The sequence below is a fragment of the Micromonospora sp. NBC_01412 genome, assembly GCF_045040215.1.
GTDB lineage: Bacteria > Actinomycetota > Actinomycetes > Mycobacteriales > Micromonosporaceae > Micromonospora > Micromonospora rubida.
Genome location: NZ_CP109528.1, coordinates 1278531 through 1293026 on the forward strand (window position 1 = coordinate 1278531; position 14496 = coordinate 1293026).

A 14496-nucleotide genomic window follows, 5' to 3' on the forward strand; every position below is an offset into this window, starting at 1 on the left:
CAACCCGTTGCACGGCGACCACTAGACTCTGCGACATGGCAAAGCCCCAGGAGAAGGTCTCGTTCGGCCAGCGGCTGAAGCAGATCGGGATGGTGTTCCAGTTCACCGCCAAGCAGGACCGGTGGTTCGCGCCGCTGACCGCCGGCGCGGTGCTGATCCCGCTCGCGCTGACCGTGGTCGCGGTGATCCTCTGGGGCTGGTTCTGGCTGCCGCTGGGCATCCTGATCACCCTGCTCGCCGTGCTGATCGTGCTCAACCTGCGGTCGAACAAGGCGATGATGAACGCCGCAGAGGGGCAGCCCGGCGCGGCGGCGCAGATCATGGAGAACATGCGGGGCGACTGGCGGGTCACCCCGGCCGTCAGCGCCACCACCCAGATGGACATGGTGCATCTGGTGATCGGGCGCCCCGGCGTGATCCTGCTGGCCGAGGGGAACCCGCAGCGGGTCCGTGGCCTGCTGGGGCAGGAGAAGCGGCGGCTGACCAAGGTCATCGGCTCCGCCCCGCTCTACGACTACGTGATCGGCCAGGCCGAGAACGAGCTGCCGATCCGCAAGCTACGGATGACCCTGATGCGGCTGCCGCGCAGCCTCAGCGGCAAGGACGTCAACGCCCTCGACAAGCGGCTCAAGGCGCTCACCGCCCGCCCGCAGATGCCCAAGGGCGCGATCCCGAAGAACATGCGCCCGCAAGGCGGCACCTTCCGCCAAACCCGAGGCCGCTAACCCCCCACCCCCACCCCGGGCACCACGCCCGGCCCCGCAAGACGCGCTATTACACGGAAAGAGTGGCCTCCCGTCGACGGGAGGCCACTCTTTCCGTGTAATAGCGCGAGGTCAGGGGGCGCGGGGGCGGGTGGTCAGGGGCGGGGGGCGGGGGTGATGACCGAGCCGGTGAGGCGGTCGTGCAGGCCGCGGCGGTGCTCGTCCATGATCAGGGCCGGGACCACCAGGGCCAGCAGGACGCCGCGCAGCAGCGCGCGGGTCAGCCCGATCCGGCCGCCGTCGGCCCAGGACACGCAGCGGATCCGGGTGATGTACATGCCGGGGGTCTGGGCGAACAGGCCGAGGAAGAGGGCGTACTCGACGATCAGCACCACGACGGGGGCCCAGCCGTCGTGGACCGGGTCGGCGAAGAAATTGGACACCAGCAGGCAGAGCACCCAGTCGATCACCAGAGCGCCGAACCGGCGGCCCAGGGTGGGCGGGACGAAACCGGGGTCGGCGGCGGGGGGCGCGGGATGCTGCGGCGTGGTCACAGTCGCCAAGGGTAGTCAGGCACGCCGGGATGGTCGGATCGGCACCGGCCGACGAATCGGACCAAAGGCAGTAATCTGCGGTACAACGGCGCGCCGGGTATCCTCCGAACGGACAGCGGCTGGCGACTGACCGGCGAAGATGACGCAGCGCGAGCGACGTAACACGACAGAAACACTCAAGATACGGCCGGGCAACCGCGCGGTCATAGCGTCGCCAGGAGCCAGCCACCCCGTGGACGTGCCAGGAGGACGTGTGTTCGCCAATCCCGAGGAACTCCTGCGATACCTCAAGAACGAGGACGTAAAGTTCGTCGACGTACGTTTCTGTGACCTGCCCGGCGTGATGCAGCACTTCAACCTGCCGGTGGAGTCCTTCGACGACAGCGTCTTCAGCGACGGTCTCGCCTTCGACGGGTCGTCGATCCGCGGCTTCCAGACGATTCACGAGTCGGACATGCTCCTGCTCCCGGACGTCGCGAGCGCGTTCATCGACCCCTTCCGCGTGCAGAAGACCCTCGCGCTGAACTTCTTCGTCCACGACCCGTTCACCCGCGAGGCGTACTCCCGGGACCCGCGGAACGTGGCGAAGAAGGCCGAGGCGTACCTCGCCGCGAGCGGCATCGCCGACACCGCGTACTTCGGTGCCGAGGCCGAGTTCTACATCTTCGACTCGATCCGCCACGAGACCTCGGCGCACCAGTCGTTCTACTACATCGACTCGGTCGAGGGCGCCTGGAACTCGGGCCGCGAGGAGCCGGGCGGCAACCGCGGGTACAAGACCCCGTACAAGGGCGGATACTTCCCGGTGCCGCCGGTCGACCACTACGCCGACCTGCGCGACGGCATGGTCCGCCGCCTGATCGACGCCGGCTTCACCGTGGAGCGTTCGCACCACGAGGTCGGCACCGCCGGCCAGTCGGAGATCAACTACAAGTTCTCCACCCTGCTGCAGTCGGCCGACCAGCTCCAGCTCTTCAAGTACCTGATCAAGAACGAGGCCTGGGCCAACGGCAAGACGGCCACGTTCATGCCGAAGCCGCTCTTCGGCGACAACGGCTCGGGCATGCACACCCACCAGAGCCTGTGGCTGAACGGTGAGCCCCTGTTCTACGACGAGACCGGCTACGCCGGCCTGTCCGACATGGCCCGCTGGTACATCGGCGGCCTGCTGCACCACGCCCCGTCGCTGCTGGCCTTCACCAACCCGACGGTCAACTCGTACCGCCGCCTGGTGCCGGGCTTCGAGGCGCCGGTGAACCTGGTCTACTCGCAGCGCAACCGGTCCGCCTGCACCCGCATCCCGGTGACCGGCAGCAACCCGAAGGCCAAGCGCGTCGAGTTCCGGGTGCCGGACCCGTCGAGCAACCCGTACCTCGCCTTCTCGGCGATGATGATGGCCGGCCTGGACGGCATCAAGAGCAAGATCGAGCCGCCGGAGCCGATCGACAAGGACCTGTACGACCTGCCGCCGGAGGAGTGGGGCTCGGTCAAGCAGGTTCCGGGCTCGCTGCCCGAGGTGCTCGACGCGCTCGAGGCCGACCACGACTACCTGCTCGACGGCGGCGTGTTCACGCCGGACCTGATCTCCACCTGGGTGGGCTGGAAGCGGGCCAACGAGGTCGACCCGGTGCGCCTGCGCCCGACCCCGCACGAGTTCGCGATGTACTACGACTGCTGAGCCCTCGGGTCAGCACGCTCCTCCAGCACCGGCCGGGCCGGCTCCGCAGCACGCGGGGCCGGCCCGGCCGCTTGTCGTCCCACCACCCGACGCACCGCCCCCCGATATAGCTTCGCGTCCGATATATTGAGGACGTGGACACACCGCTGCGCGAACCCACGTTCCTGATCCTCACCGCACTGGCCGGGGAGCCGATGCACGGCTACGGGCTGATCGGCGAGGTCGCCACCATCTCCGACGGGCGCGTCTCGCTGCGCCCCGGCACCCTCTACGGCGCCCTGGACCGGCTGGTCGACGCCGGCCTGGTGCAGGTCGACCGGGAGGAGATCGTGGACGGCCGACTGCGCCGCTACTACCGCCTCTCCCCCGCCGGCGACGCCACCCTCACGGCCGAGACCGAGCGGCTGCGCCGCAACGTCGAGGCGGCCACCGCCCGGCTGGGCCGCCGGGCCGCCGCCCGGTCTGGCACCGCACGCCTGGCGGGAGGGCTGGCATGAGCGAGAGCGTAAGGACTGGCAGTGGCGAGCTGGAGCGCCGCTACCGGAGGCTGCTGTGGGCGTACCCGTCGGCGTACCGGCGGGACCGGGGCGCCGAGCTCGTCGGAACGTACCTCGATCTCGCGAGCGAGGGGCGGCGTCGGCCCTCGCTCGCGGACGCCGCCGACCTCGTGGGCGGCGGCCTCCGCGAGCGGCTGCGGGCCGCCGGCACCGCCGGCCTGCTTTCCGGGGTACGCCTCGCGGCCGTCCTCGCCTTCCCCACCGCGACCGCCCTCGCGGCCGGGTGGTCGGTGTTGGAATCGCACCCGCCGGCCCCGGAATTCCAGGTGCGAACGTTCGGCCCGTTCGCCAGCCTGGGCGTGGTGGCCTGGGCCGCCTGGCTGGTCGCCGCCGTCACCCACGCGCTCGCCCCGGCGCGGCACGCGCGCTCGCTGATCGGGCTGGCCGTGCTGCTCACCGCGCTCGTGGTGCCGGCGGCGGCGCTGACCGGCGCGCCCCGGCCGCCGCTGTCCGTGCTGGTGCCGCAGCTCGCGCTGGGCCTGCTGGCGCTCGCCCTGCCGGACCGGCTGCCCCTGTGGGTCCGGCTCGCCCCGGCGGCCGTCGCCGCCCTCGCCGCCGCGCTCGCCGTCCGCTGGCTCGCGCCCAAGGGTGACTACGTCAGCTACCACAGCTCCGGCCTGGAGTTGCTGGCCCCCGTCGGGGGCGCACTGCTGATCGTCGCGCTGGCGCTCGCGCTCGCCCTGGCTCTCCGCCGGGACGCCCGAGGCGCCTGGGCGCTGCTGGTGCTGCTCACCCCAGCCGGCCTGCTCTCGGTGCGGAAGCTGGCCGAGCAGTTCATCGGGCAGAACCCGTACTGGTCGGCCCTGGCCGGCACCGCCGTGGCCGTCACCCTGCTCGGCCCGGCCCTGCTGTTGTTCGCGCTGGCGGCTCGCCGTGGCCGGCCACTCCCGCAGCGGGCGGTCGGCTGCTGCCCCACCTGCGGCGCGTCGCGCTGAACGGTCGGTCGCCCCGCCCCGCCCCGACCGACGGGGGCGGGCGGGCGGGGCGACCGCCCCCGTTCAGCGGGCGAGCAGGGCGTCCAGCTTGCCGAAGGAGCTGCCCCAGCCCTCCCGCGCGCCCGCCTCGACCTCCGTCGAGTACGGGCCCTGGCACAGCACGAGGCGGGTCTTGTCGTCGCCCTCGTCGTGGAACTCGATCCGCATCTCCAGCCGGGCCCCGTCCGGGAAGCCGGGGACGCCGTGCACCTCCTCGTAGCCGACGAGCAGCTCGTTCTCGACCACCTCGGTGAACGTGGCGTCGACCGGGGAGCTGAAGCTCGGATCGGCGTCGCTGACCATGACGAACCGCTGGTGGCCGCCGACCCGGGCGTCGACGCTGACGGTTTCCCGGGGCACCGAGAAGCCCACCGGGCCGAACCACTGGGCGAGCTGGTCGGGGTCGGTGAAGGCGCGGTAGACCAGCTCGCGCGGGGCGTCGAAGATCCGGGTGATGACGAGTGTCTCGGTGGCTGGGGCCTCGGTCATGGTGTCGTCCTCTCTCACTGCTTGTCGTTGTCGGTGGGCGTCGCCTGCGCCTGCCGCATCCGCCGCAGGTGCGCGTCGAGTCGGTCGAAGTTCGTGTCCCAGAACTGCCGGTACCGCTCCATCCAGGCCGTCGCCTCCCGCAGGGGCTCGGGGTTGAGACTGCTGGAGCGCCACTGGGCGGACCGGCTCCGGGAGATCAGCCCCGCGTGTTCGAGCACCTTCAGGTGCCGGGAGATCGCCGGGAGGCTGATCGCGAACGGCTCGGCCAGCTCCGAGACCGTGGCGTCCCCCTCGGCGAGCCGGGCGAGGATCGCCCGGCGGGTCGGGTCCGCCAGCGCCGCGAAGATGACGCTGAGTCGATCGGTTGCCACGCTCTTAACCACCTCGTTAATTAACTTATGGGTTAAACATAGGGCCGGGCGCCGACCCCGTCAAGCGCTTCCGCCGCGTTTCGACCACCCCGGCCGCCTCATCGCCCGACCGCCCGCTCATCGCCGAGGGCGGCAGGGGCGGCGCGGGCGGCGACGAACGCCCACACCGCCAGCGCCAGCACCAGCGCCGTCATCGCGATCGCGCCGGGGGCCTTGGTGAACCGGGCCAGGTTGGTGCCGTCCGGCAGCGTCAGTACGGCGGCGACGGCGCACGGCAGCACGAACCAGGTGGTCCGGGCGGCCCGGATCACCGAGACGGCCAGCAGCGTCAGGGGCCAGAGGGCGTACCAGGGGTGGAAGACCGGGGAGAGAGCGACCGTGGCGGCCAGCGCCAGGCCCGCCCCGAGCAGGGCCACCCGGGGCCGGGCCGCCGCCAGGGCGCGGGCCCGCTGCCGGACGTCGTTGAGCCGGCGCAGCGACCGCCAGGCCCACCACCACAGGGCCACCAGCAGCACCATGAGCAGCAGCAGGCCGGCGGCCCGGGCCGCCGGCACGGCGTCCGGCCGCCGCCCGACCAGCCTTCCCACGTAGTTGACGACGAAGCCGACGGCGGTCGGCGGCGAGGTCCACTGGGCGGAGTCGCCGCTGCGGGCCAGCCCGCCGACCCAGCCCAGGCCCAGCCCGGAGGCCAGCGAGGTCGCCAGCGCCGCCGCCAGCGCGCCGCCGGCCAGCCAGCCGCCGTCGCGCAGCAGCGCCCGCCAGGTGTACGGGCCGAGCACGGCGGCCAGCGCCGCGAACGGCAGCACCACCACGGCGGTCGCCTTCACCAGCACCGCCAGCCCGAGCAGCGCCCCGGCCAGCAGCAACGCGCGGGGCTTTCCGGGCCGGCGGACCAGCACCAGCAGGGCCAGCAGCAGCAGGCCGAGCGCCACGGCGTCGTTGTGCGCGCCGGCCACCAGGTGCACCCCGACCAGCGGCGCGGCCAGCGCCAGCCAGGCAGCCCGCCGGGTCGGCGCACCGGCCGCCCGGGCCAGCCCCGGCAGGCAGAGCGCGGTCAGCAGCACCCCGGCCACGGCGTACAGCCGCAGCACCGCGAGCGCGCCGACCAGCCCGCCGCCGAGGGCCACCGCGAGGGCGGCCAGCAGCACGAACAGCGGCCCGTACGGCGCGGGGGTGTCCCGCCAGATCGGGGCGACCGAGTCCAGCCACGGGCAGCCGGCCGCCGCCACCCCCACCTCGTACGGGTCGCGCCCGTGCGCGTACGACCAGCCCTGGCAGGCGTACGAGTAGACGTCCCGGCTGCCCAGCGGCGGCGCGGCCAGCAGCGGCAGCAGCCAGAGCCCGGCGGTGCGGTACGCCCACCCGGTCGACGGGGCGCCCCGGCGCAGCGCCCACCACGCCCCGACCGTCAGCCCCGTGCCGGCCAGCCAGCAGCCCAGCACCGCCGGCCCGCGCGGGCCCTGCCAGGTGTCGATCGGGCTGCCGCCGGTGAGCTCGGGCAGCGCCCCGCCGAGCCAGCCGGCGACGGTGAGCAGCACCGCGCCGAGCAGCCCGGCCCAGCGGGCGAGCGCGGCCCGCCGGCGGGAGGGTGCGGGCGGGTCGCCGGGGACGGTCACCGGCGCACCCCTGTTCAGTCGGCTCCTGCGGCGGCTGGGGTCGGCGCACGCTCGGCCCTGGCCGACCGTACCAACCGGACGACCACCCAGATCAGCAACAGCGTCATCAGCGGCGCACCGGGCAGCTTCGTGTACCGGGCCAGCCCGGTACCGTCCGGCAGGATGAGAAACGCGCTGACCAGCGCAACGACGGTGAACCAGGGGATGCGCTGCGCGGTCGCGGCGAGCACGGTCAGCGGCCAGACCCAGTACCAGGGGTGCACCACCGGCGACATCGCCACCGTGGCGGCCAGCGCCAGTCCGGCGTGCCACAGCGGGTCCCGGGTGCGGGCCCGCCACCACAGCCAGAGCAGCAGCCCGGCCAGCACCACCACGCCGAGCGCCCGGACCACCGGTAGCGCGTCGACGTGCGCGCCGAAGAGCAGCGCGACGTACCCGGCGGTCTGCCCGACGGCGGTGGGCGGCGAGGTCCAGGCGATCGCGTCGCCGCCCTTGGACAGCCCGCCGATCCAGCCGAAGTCGAGACCGGCTGCGAGGGTCACCCCGACCACGGTGGCGACCGTGCCGACGACGACCCACCCGCCGTCGCGGACCAGCGTCCGGCTCCGGTACGGCCCGGTCATGGCGGCCAGGGCGGCGAACGGCACCACCACCACCGCCGTGACTTTGATCGACACGGCCAGCCCGAGTAGCACGCCGCCGGCCAGCAGCGGGCCGGGCCGGCCCGGCCGGGCGGCCACCACGGCCAGGCCGGCAACCAACAGGCCGACCATCAGCGCGTCGTTGTGCGCGCCGGCGACCAGGTGCACCCCGACCAGCGGGCTGGCCAGCGCCAGCCACAGCGCGCGGCCGACCGGCACGCCGCAGCGGCGGGCCAGGACCGGCAGGCACCACGCGGTCAGCGCCAGCCCGGCCACCGCGAACAGCCGGAACGCCACGATGCTCGCGGTCAGCGAACCGGTCGCCTTCACCACCGCCCCGGCGAGCACCACGAACAGCGGCCCGTACGGGGCCGGGGTGTCCCGCCAGATGTACGAGATGGAGTCCAGCCACGGACAGGGCAGCGCGGACACCCCCTGTTCGTAGGGGCTGATCCCGTTGGCGAAGCTGGCGCCCTGGCAGGCGTACGCGTACACGTCCCGGCTGGCCATCGGCGGCGCGACCAGCAGCGGCAGCAGCCAGAGGCCGGCGGTGACCAGGGCCCAACGCGCGGACGGCACCCCGTCCCGCAGCGACCACCACGCCCAGGCCATCAGGGCGGCGCCGAGCAGCCAGGCCGCGATAATCAGTGGCCCGTTCGGCCCCTGCCAGATGCTGACGGGGGTGGGGCGCAGGTCACCGTCCGGGAACGCGCCGCCGAGGAATGCGGCCAGGGCGAGCAGCAGGGAACCGGCCAGGCCGGTCCAGCGCGCGAGGTGGTGAGGCACGCCCATCATGCTGCCAGCCGGCCGGCGGGGAGCAATGGCGGGCACCCAACCGGGGAGGCGTCCCGAGCCTGGCCCGAACTCGGTACTCCTGCCACGCCACGTCCACGACCCCCTACTACGCCGTAGTGACCTCCTCCCACAGCGCCAGGAGGCCCGGGGTTTCCTGGGCACAGGCCGCTACCAGGTAGAGAACGGCGTGTTTCGGCAACGGCTGCTGCCCGTTCAGCCAACGCTCCCAGGTGGCACGACTGAGGTCGGTAATTTCCTCCAGCCGCACCACGTCCAGTCCCGACCGGTCTACCAGGCAGCGGACACGGGTTGCCAATCGGCAAGCGTCAGGCGTCCCCGGCAAGGTGTCGGACCGCGACCAGGGCTCACTATCCTCGGAGGCAGCAGCGCCGAAGCCGCGTACATCGAGTCTGGCCGCATGCGCCCTGGCCGCTTCCTCCCACAGCGCGGCCAACCTGACGCCATCCCCGCCACACGCGGCACTCATGCGCTCCACCGCCTGCCGCGGCGGTAAATGTTTACCGTTGAGCCACCGCTCCCACGATGACCTGCTAAAACTGGTCCGTTGACCCAGTCGGGTCAGGCTCAATTCGGAATGGTCTTTGAGAAATCGCAGCTCAATCACCAGGCGTCCAGCCGCTTCAGGAAGACCGACAGGCAACTTCCTCCACAACATTCCAGTCCCCCGATTCACAGCCAGAACATTAGCAGAAGCAAGACATCCCTCAATGTCCCTGATCGTCTCGCAAGACTAGCGGAACGATGGATGCCACGCCAGACTATGGCGAGTCAGCGCACCACAAATCCCCGACAAGACTTTGCTGGACACTGCATTTTGCAATTCATTCCTGAAACGCGCTGACAGCAGGCACTGGCGACTCAGAATGGAGTTTGACATGTCGAGAAACCGTCGAATCGCGCTGGGAGCCGCGCTGCTCGCGACCCCATTCGTTCTCGCCGCGCCCAGCCCCGCGCAGGCACACGGAACTTGCATGACGTTGCCCAATCGAGGCACGGGTTGTGTCACCGCCAGCCACACCACCGTTTCCGTATGCGATTCGAATAACGAAGGCTGGGGGGTACGGACGTGGTACAAGACGACCAACGGGGTCACTGACCACGTCGGTGACGCGGACGGCAACGGTCCGAACTGTGGCTCCGAGTCCCCCCTGGGGGGTGGCACCATCACCTCGTACCGGGTGTGCGCGGGCCCGAACAACACCGACAGCGAATGCACCCAGTGGGCAACCGCCTAGCAAACCCACCTGGCCGGCGACTTGCCGGCAGGTACGCGCCCGCCGACGAACGGGGCCGTTCGTCGGCGGGCGCGCTTCCCTTGCCCTGGCAGGGGCCAGTGTTCATCCCACGAGCAGGCTCGGCGCTCAGCAGTGGTTCGCCGGTGCGAGGTCGCTGGAGATCGAAAATTCGCCCGGGGTACGGACCGCCACCTCGGCCCACCCGTCCGACCCTGGCCTCAGGCACCCGTCGGCCCCTTCAAGGGACAGCCAGCGCGACCACCAAACGCGGACCTGCACGCGCCCAACCTGGTCTGTGATGAACCGCACCCGCGCCTGGTCAGAGGCCACCAGTCGGCCCGGGGCACCCACCAGCGGCGTCGGATCGACCACGGCGTACAGCCGCCAGTCCGTGTTCCCCCACACCTCACGCAGATAGGGCTGGCCGGCAAGGATCAGGCCTGCCTCGGCACGCCCCCATCGGTCGGGCACGGCGTCAGGCGCGACCGCGACATACTGGACCGCGTCGCGGCGGAGCCAGTCCGCGTAGGACTGGGCAGTCAGCCCGTCTCCGTAGAAGACGGCGTTGCGGTTGGTGTCCGTCTGCCGTTCCCAACCCCGCGCCAGGGGAACCGTCGGTGGCAGGTACGCCGACTCCCAGTGGTCGCGCAGCGGCACCACCTCGACCCGGCCCACCGGCTGCCGCCGGGCTAGTTCGTCGGCGAGCGGGCGGTGGAAGGCAGCGGTGCTCTCCGCCGATCCCGCGCGGGTCACATCGCCGACCATCACCGGGTTCTGCCACCAGACGGTGGCGGCGAGCAGCCCGGCCAGCCACGGGCGTGGCAGCGTGGCGTACCCGGCAAGCACCGGCACCGCGAAGAGCATCGGCAGTCGCAGTGCGTTGGAACCGATCGGAGTAGGCAGGTAGAAGGCGGCGACCAACAACAACACGGCGAGCACCGAACCGATCCGTAGTGTCCGGCACCGCCGGGGCACGACGACGAACACCAGCACGGCCAGCGCCACGTTGATTCGCATCGACTCGGCCGAATACGGCTGGGTGCCACCGTTGCCGAACAGCACGGCCATCGGAGCAAGCGCGAGCGCCGGCGTGAGGCAGAGGACCACGCTCTCGGCCAGCGGGCGGTCCACCCGCCAGCCGCCGGCCAGGGGCCGCCCCGGTCCGTCGCCGCGGCGCAGGGCGGCCAGCAGCAGCGCGGCACCGGCCAGGCCGGTGAAGAGACCAGCGACCGGACTGGCCCAGGTGGCGGTCGCAGCGAGCACGGCGGCCAGGGTCAGCCGTACCGTCCGGTTTGGCCGCCCGACGCCGACCGCGCAGAGGGCGAGCAGCCCGAATGCGAGTCCGACGGCGAAGGTGATCCGGCCGCTGGCCAGGTTGCCGACCAGCACCACCGCGCCGAGCACCCCGGCGAGCACCGGCCGTCGGGCCCCGTGCCGGACGAGGAGCCATCCCAGGGCTGCGGCGCCCAGCACTGCGGCGAGGGCTCCCAGGGGCCGCACTCCGACCCACGCGCCCAGCCGGGCAGTGAAGAGGCTGTAGCCGTACTGGTTCACGCCGCCGTACCAGCCGAGGTCGATGGGCACACCGCCGTAGCGGGCGACGAACCCGGCCCGGGAGCTCTGCGCGGCCAGGTCGGTGCCCATTGGCGGGGCGAGCAGGAAAGCCACGGAGAGCAGCAGCGCCACCACCGGGGCCGGCAACCAGCCGAGGGGCATCCGGTGGTTGGCGCGTGGGGCGGGGGCGGACCGCGCCTGGCGGGTTGACGCCTCAGCCACCGAAGACCCGTTCCATCGCCGTGCGGGAGCGGCGGCCGGTGCGCAGGTACTCGTCGAGGAACTCGCCCGGGTCGTCGCGGCCGAGCAGCCGGACCACCCCGGCCAACTCCACGCCGTGCCGGGGCAACTGGTCGCCGGCCCGGCCGCGGACCAGCATCAGCGCGTTGCGGACCTGCGCGGCCAGCGTCCAGCCGGCCGCCATCTCGACGGCGTCCGCCGGGTCGACCAGGCCGGCGTCGGCCGCCGCCGCGAGCGCGTCGAGGGTACGCGTGCCGCGCAGCGCCGGGAGCCGGCCGGCGTGCCGGAGCTGGAGGAGCTGCACCGCCCACTCGACGTCGGCGAGGCCGCCCCGGCCCAGCTTGGTGTGGGTGGCCGGGTCGGCGCCCCGGGGCAGTCGCTCGGTCTCCACCCGGGCCTTGATCCGGCGGATCTCGACGATCTGTTCCCGGGTCAGCCCGTCGGCCGGGTAGCGCACCGGGTCGGCCATCGTCTCGAACTCGACGCCCAGGTCGACGTCGCCGCAGACGAACCGGGCGCGCAGCAGCGCCTGCGCCTCCCACACCTCCGACCAGCGGGCGTAGTACTGGGCGTACGCGGCGAGGCTGCGTACCAGCGGGCCCTGCCGGCCCTCCGGGCGCAGGTCGGCGTCCACCCCGAGCGGCGGGTCGGGGGCCGGGGCGGAGAGCAGCCGGCGCAGCTCCTCGGCGATGGCGTGGGCGGCGGCGCTGGCCGTGCCCTCCTCCGCCCCGGACGGGTGGTCGTAGACGAACAGCACGTCGGCGTCGGAGAGGTAGTTCGACTCGTACCCGCCGAGCCGGCCCACTCCGATCACCGCGAACCGCAGCCCGGGCGGGGCCGGCCGGGCGGCCCGGGCGGCGCGCAGCGCGGCGGCGAGGGTGGCGTCGGTGACACCGGCCAGCGCGGCGCCGACGGCGGTGATGTCGGCGAGGCCGAGCGAGGCCCGCCCGGTCGAATCGGGGCGGGTCGGGGTGGGGGCGAGCGACCCGGCGCGGCTGAGCACGTCGGCGCAGGCGATCCGGACCAGTTCCCGGCGGCGCAGCGCGCGGACCGCCCGGGTCGCCTCGACCGGGTCGGCGTGCCGGGCCGCCGCCGCGGCGAAGCCCTCGCAGAGCACGTCGCGGGGGCGCGGGGTCAGCTCGTTCTCCTCGGCCAGCAGCCGCAGCGCCTCCGGCTCCCGGGCCAGCAGGTCGGCCGCGTACCGGGAGGAGGAGAGCACCCGGGCCAGCCGGCGGGCCACCGGGCCGGAGTCCCGCAGCAGCCGCAGGTACCAGGGGGTGCCGCCCAGCTTGTCGGACACCTTGCGGTAGTTGAGCAGCCCCCGGTCCGGCTCGGGCGCGTCGGCGAACTCGCTGAGCAGCACCGGCAGCAGGGTGCGCTGGATTGCGGCGGTACGGCTCACCCCGCCGGTGAGGGCCTGGAGGTGGCGCAGCGCCCCGGCCGGGTCGGCGAAGCCGAGGATCTCCAGCCGGTGCCGGGCCGCCTCCGGGGTGAGCCGCAGCCCGTCGGCGGGGACCCGGGCCACCGACTCCAGCAGCGGCCGGTACAGCAGCTTGGCGTGCAGCCGGCGTACCTCGGTGGCGTGGGTGACCCACTCGGCGCGGAACTCCTCGACGGCGCTGCGGCCCGGGGTGGCCGCGTAGCCGAGCGCGGCGGCGAGCCAGCGCAGCCCGGCCGGGTCGGCCGGCACGGTGTGGGTGCGGCGCAGTCCCTGGAGCTGGAGGCAGTGCTCGACGCCGCGCAGGAAGCGGTACCCGCGCAGCAGCGCCTCGCCGTCGGCCCGGCCGACGTAGCCGCCGGCCACCAGCGCGCGCAGGGCGGGGATGGTGCCGGGTGCCCGCAGCGCCTCGTCGCCCCGGCCGTGCACCAGTTGCAGCAGCTGGACGGCGAACTCGATGTCGCGCAGCCCGCCCGGCCCGCGCTTGATCTCGCGGTCCAGCTCCTTCGGCGGGATGTTGTCGATGATCCTGCGACGCATCGAGCGGACGTCCTCGACGGCCTCCGGCCGCTCGGCGGCCCGCCAGACCAGCGGGGCGAGCTGGTCGATCCACTCCTGGGACAGCGCCAGGTCGCCGGCCGCCGGGCGGGCCTTCAGCAGCGCCTGGAACTCCCAGGTGCGCGCCCAGCGCCGGTAGTACGCCAGATGGCTGGCCAGGGTGCGGACCAGCGGGCCCCGGCTGCCCTCGGGGCGCAGCGCGGCGTCGACCGGCCAGGCGACCAGCCCACAGATGTGGATCAGCCGGGTGGCGACCGTGGTGGCCGCCGGCAGCTCGTCGTCCTCGGCGCAGACGAAGATCACGTCGACATCGGAGACGTAGTTCAGCTCGCCGCCGCCGCACTTGCCCATCGCCACCACGCCCAGCCGGGGCCGTGGCGTGCCCTCGGGCAGTTCGCCCACCGCGATGTCGTAGGCCGCGCCGAGGGTGGCGTCGGCCAGCCCGGAGAGCGCGGCCATGGTCTGTTCCAGGGCGCGCCCGCCGGTCAGGTCGGCCGCCGCGATCCGCAGCAGGGCCAGCCGGTACGCCTGGCGCAGCACCGCGATCGGCTGGGTGGACGCGGTGACCCGGGCCGCCGCCGCCAGGTCCAGCCGGCCCTCGGCGGCGGGGGCGAGCCCGTCCGGATCGGTGGCGAGCACCGGCCACTGGTCGGGGTTGGCCACCAGGTGGTCGCCGAGCGCCGACGACGCGCCGAGCACGGCGATGAGCCGACGGCGGAGCCCCGGGTCGACGTGCAGGGCGTCCAGCAGCGCCGAGTCGGCGGGCTTGCCGGCGTCGCCGGTGGCCCCCGTGGCGCGGCGCGCACCCGTCGACCCACCGCCGGTGCTGCCGGCCGCGCGGCGCTCGGCCTCGGCGAGGCGGTGCAGCTGGCGCAGGGCCAGGTCCGGGTCGGCGGCCCGGGACAGCGCGGCCAGCAGTTCGGCGGCCCGCTCGTCGACCGGCTCCTGTTCCTCCGGCCGCCACAGGCCGAGCCCGGCCGGGCCGAGCAGGTCGGCGGCCCGGGAACCGTTGTCGCCGTCGGCGGCGCCGAAGCCGTAGCGGGCCAGCCGGCCCCGGGCCGGTCTGCTCAT

Annotated in this window: 12 protein-coding genes; 4 read left to right on the forward strand and 8 right to left on the reverse strand. The window is 73.4% G+C overall.

The window, feature by feature from the left end:
• Nucleotides 1-35 precede the first annotated feature (35 nt).
• Complete coding sequence (locus OG617_RS05455; RefSeq protein ID WP_405099242.1) at nucleotides 36-725, forward strand: DUF4191 domain-containing protein; 690 nt, start codon at nucleotides 36-38, stop codon at nucleotides 723-725.
• A 134-nt stretch (nucleotides 726-859) separates the two neighbouring features.
• Here the strand turns inward: OG617_RS05455 and OG617_RS05460 are convergent, their stop codons facing one another.
• Entirely contained in the window at nucleotides 860-1258 is a 399-nt protein-coding gene (locus OG617_RS05460; protein WP_405099244.1) for an RDD family protein, read from the reverse strand.
• Nucleotides 1259-1511: 253 nt separating this feature from the next.
• Between OG617_RS05460 and glnA the strand changes: the two genes are divergently transcribed.
• The 3 genes from glnA (at nucleotide 1512) to OG617_RS05475 (ending at nucleotide 4428) form a co-directional block, all read left to right on the forward strand.
• Nucleotides 1512-2936 carry a type I glutamate--ammonia ligase gene (glnA, locus tag OG617_RS05465; RefSeq protein WP_405099246.1) on the forward strand — a complete coding sequence of 475 codons (1425 nt, stop codon included), beginning with the start codon at nucleotides 1512-1514 and terminating at the stop codon, nucleotides 2934-2936.
• Nucleotides 2937-3070: 134 nt separating this feature from the next.
• The gene (locus tag OG617_RS05470; RefSeq protein WP_405099248.1) at nucleotides 3071-3433 is read left to right on the forward strand and encodes a PadR family transcriptional regulator; all 363 of its coding nucleotides are present in this window, start codon (nucleotides 3071-3073) and stop codon (nucleotides 3431-3433) included.
• Entirely contained in the window at nucleotides 3430-4428 is a 999-nt protein-coding gene (locus tag OG617_RS05475; protein ID WP_405099250.1) for a hypothetical protein, read from the forward strand. Before OG617_RS05470 ends, OG617_RS05475 begins: the two co-directional genes overlap by 4 nt.
• A gap of 63 nt (nucleotides 4429-4491) precedes the next feature.
• Here the strand turns inward: OG617_RS05475 and OG617_RS05480 are convergent, their stop codons facing one another.
• From OG617_RS05480 to OG617_RS05510, 7 genes are all read right to left on the reverse strand, one after another.
• Entirely contained in the window at nucleotides 4492-4956 is a 465-nt protein-coding gene (locus OG617_RS05480) for an SRPBCC domain-containing protein (protein ID WP_405099252.1), read from the reverse strand.
• Nucleotides 4957-4970: 14 nt separating this feature from the next.
• Complete coding sequence (locus OG617_RS05485) at nucleotides 4971-5327, reverse strand: ArsR/SmtB family transcription factor (protein ID WP_405099254.1); 357 nt, start codon at nucleotides 5325-5327, stop codon at nucleotides 4971-4973.
• A gap of 98 nt (nucleotides 5328-5425) precedes the next feature.
• Complete coding sequence (gene mptB / locus OG617_RS05490) at nucleotides 5426-6943, reverse strand: polyprenol phosphomannose-dependent alpha 1,6 mannosyltransferase MptB (protein ID WP_405099256.1); 1518 nt, start codon at nucleotides 6941-6943, stop codon at nucleotides 5426-5428.
• Between the two features lie 14 nt (nucleotides 6944-6957).
• Nucleotides 6958-8379, reverse strand: coding sequence for a polyprenol phosphomannose-dependent alpha 1,6 mannosyltransferase MptB (gene mptB, locus OG617_RS05495; RefSeq protein WP_405099258.1), 1422 nt, complete (start codon nucleotides 8377-8379; stop codon nucleotides 6958-6960).
• A gap of 106 nt (nucleotides 8380-8485) precedes the next feature.
• Entirely contained in the window at nucleotides 8486-9004 is a 519-nt protein-coding gene (locus OG617_RS05500) for a helix-turn-helix domain-containing protein (RefSeq protein ID WP_405099260.1), read from the reverse strand.
• 757 nt (nucleotides 9005-9761) lie between these two features.
• The gene (locus OG617_RS05505) at nucleotides 9762-11411 is read right to left on the reverse strand and encodes a hypothetical protein (protein WP_405099262.1); all 1650 of its coding nucleotides are present in this window, start codon (nucleotides 11409-11411) and stop codon (nucleotides 9762-9764) included.
• A complete protein-coding gene (locus tag OG617_RS05510) occupies nucleotides 11404-14496 on the reverse strand; it encodes a bifunctional [glutamine synthetase] adenylyltransferase/[glutamine synthetase]-adenylyl-L-tyrosine phosphorylase (protein ID WP_405099264.1) in 3093 nt (1030 codons plus the stop codon). Before OG617_RS05510 ends, OG617_RS05505 begins: the two co-directional genes overlap by 8 nt.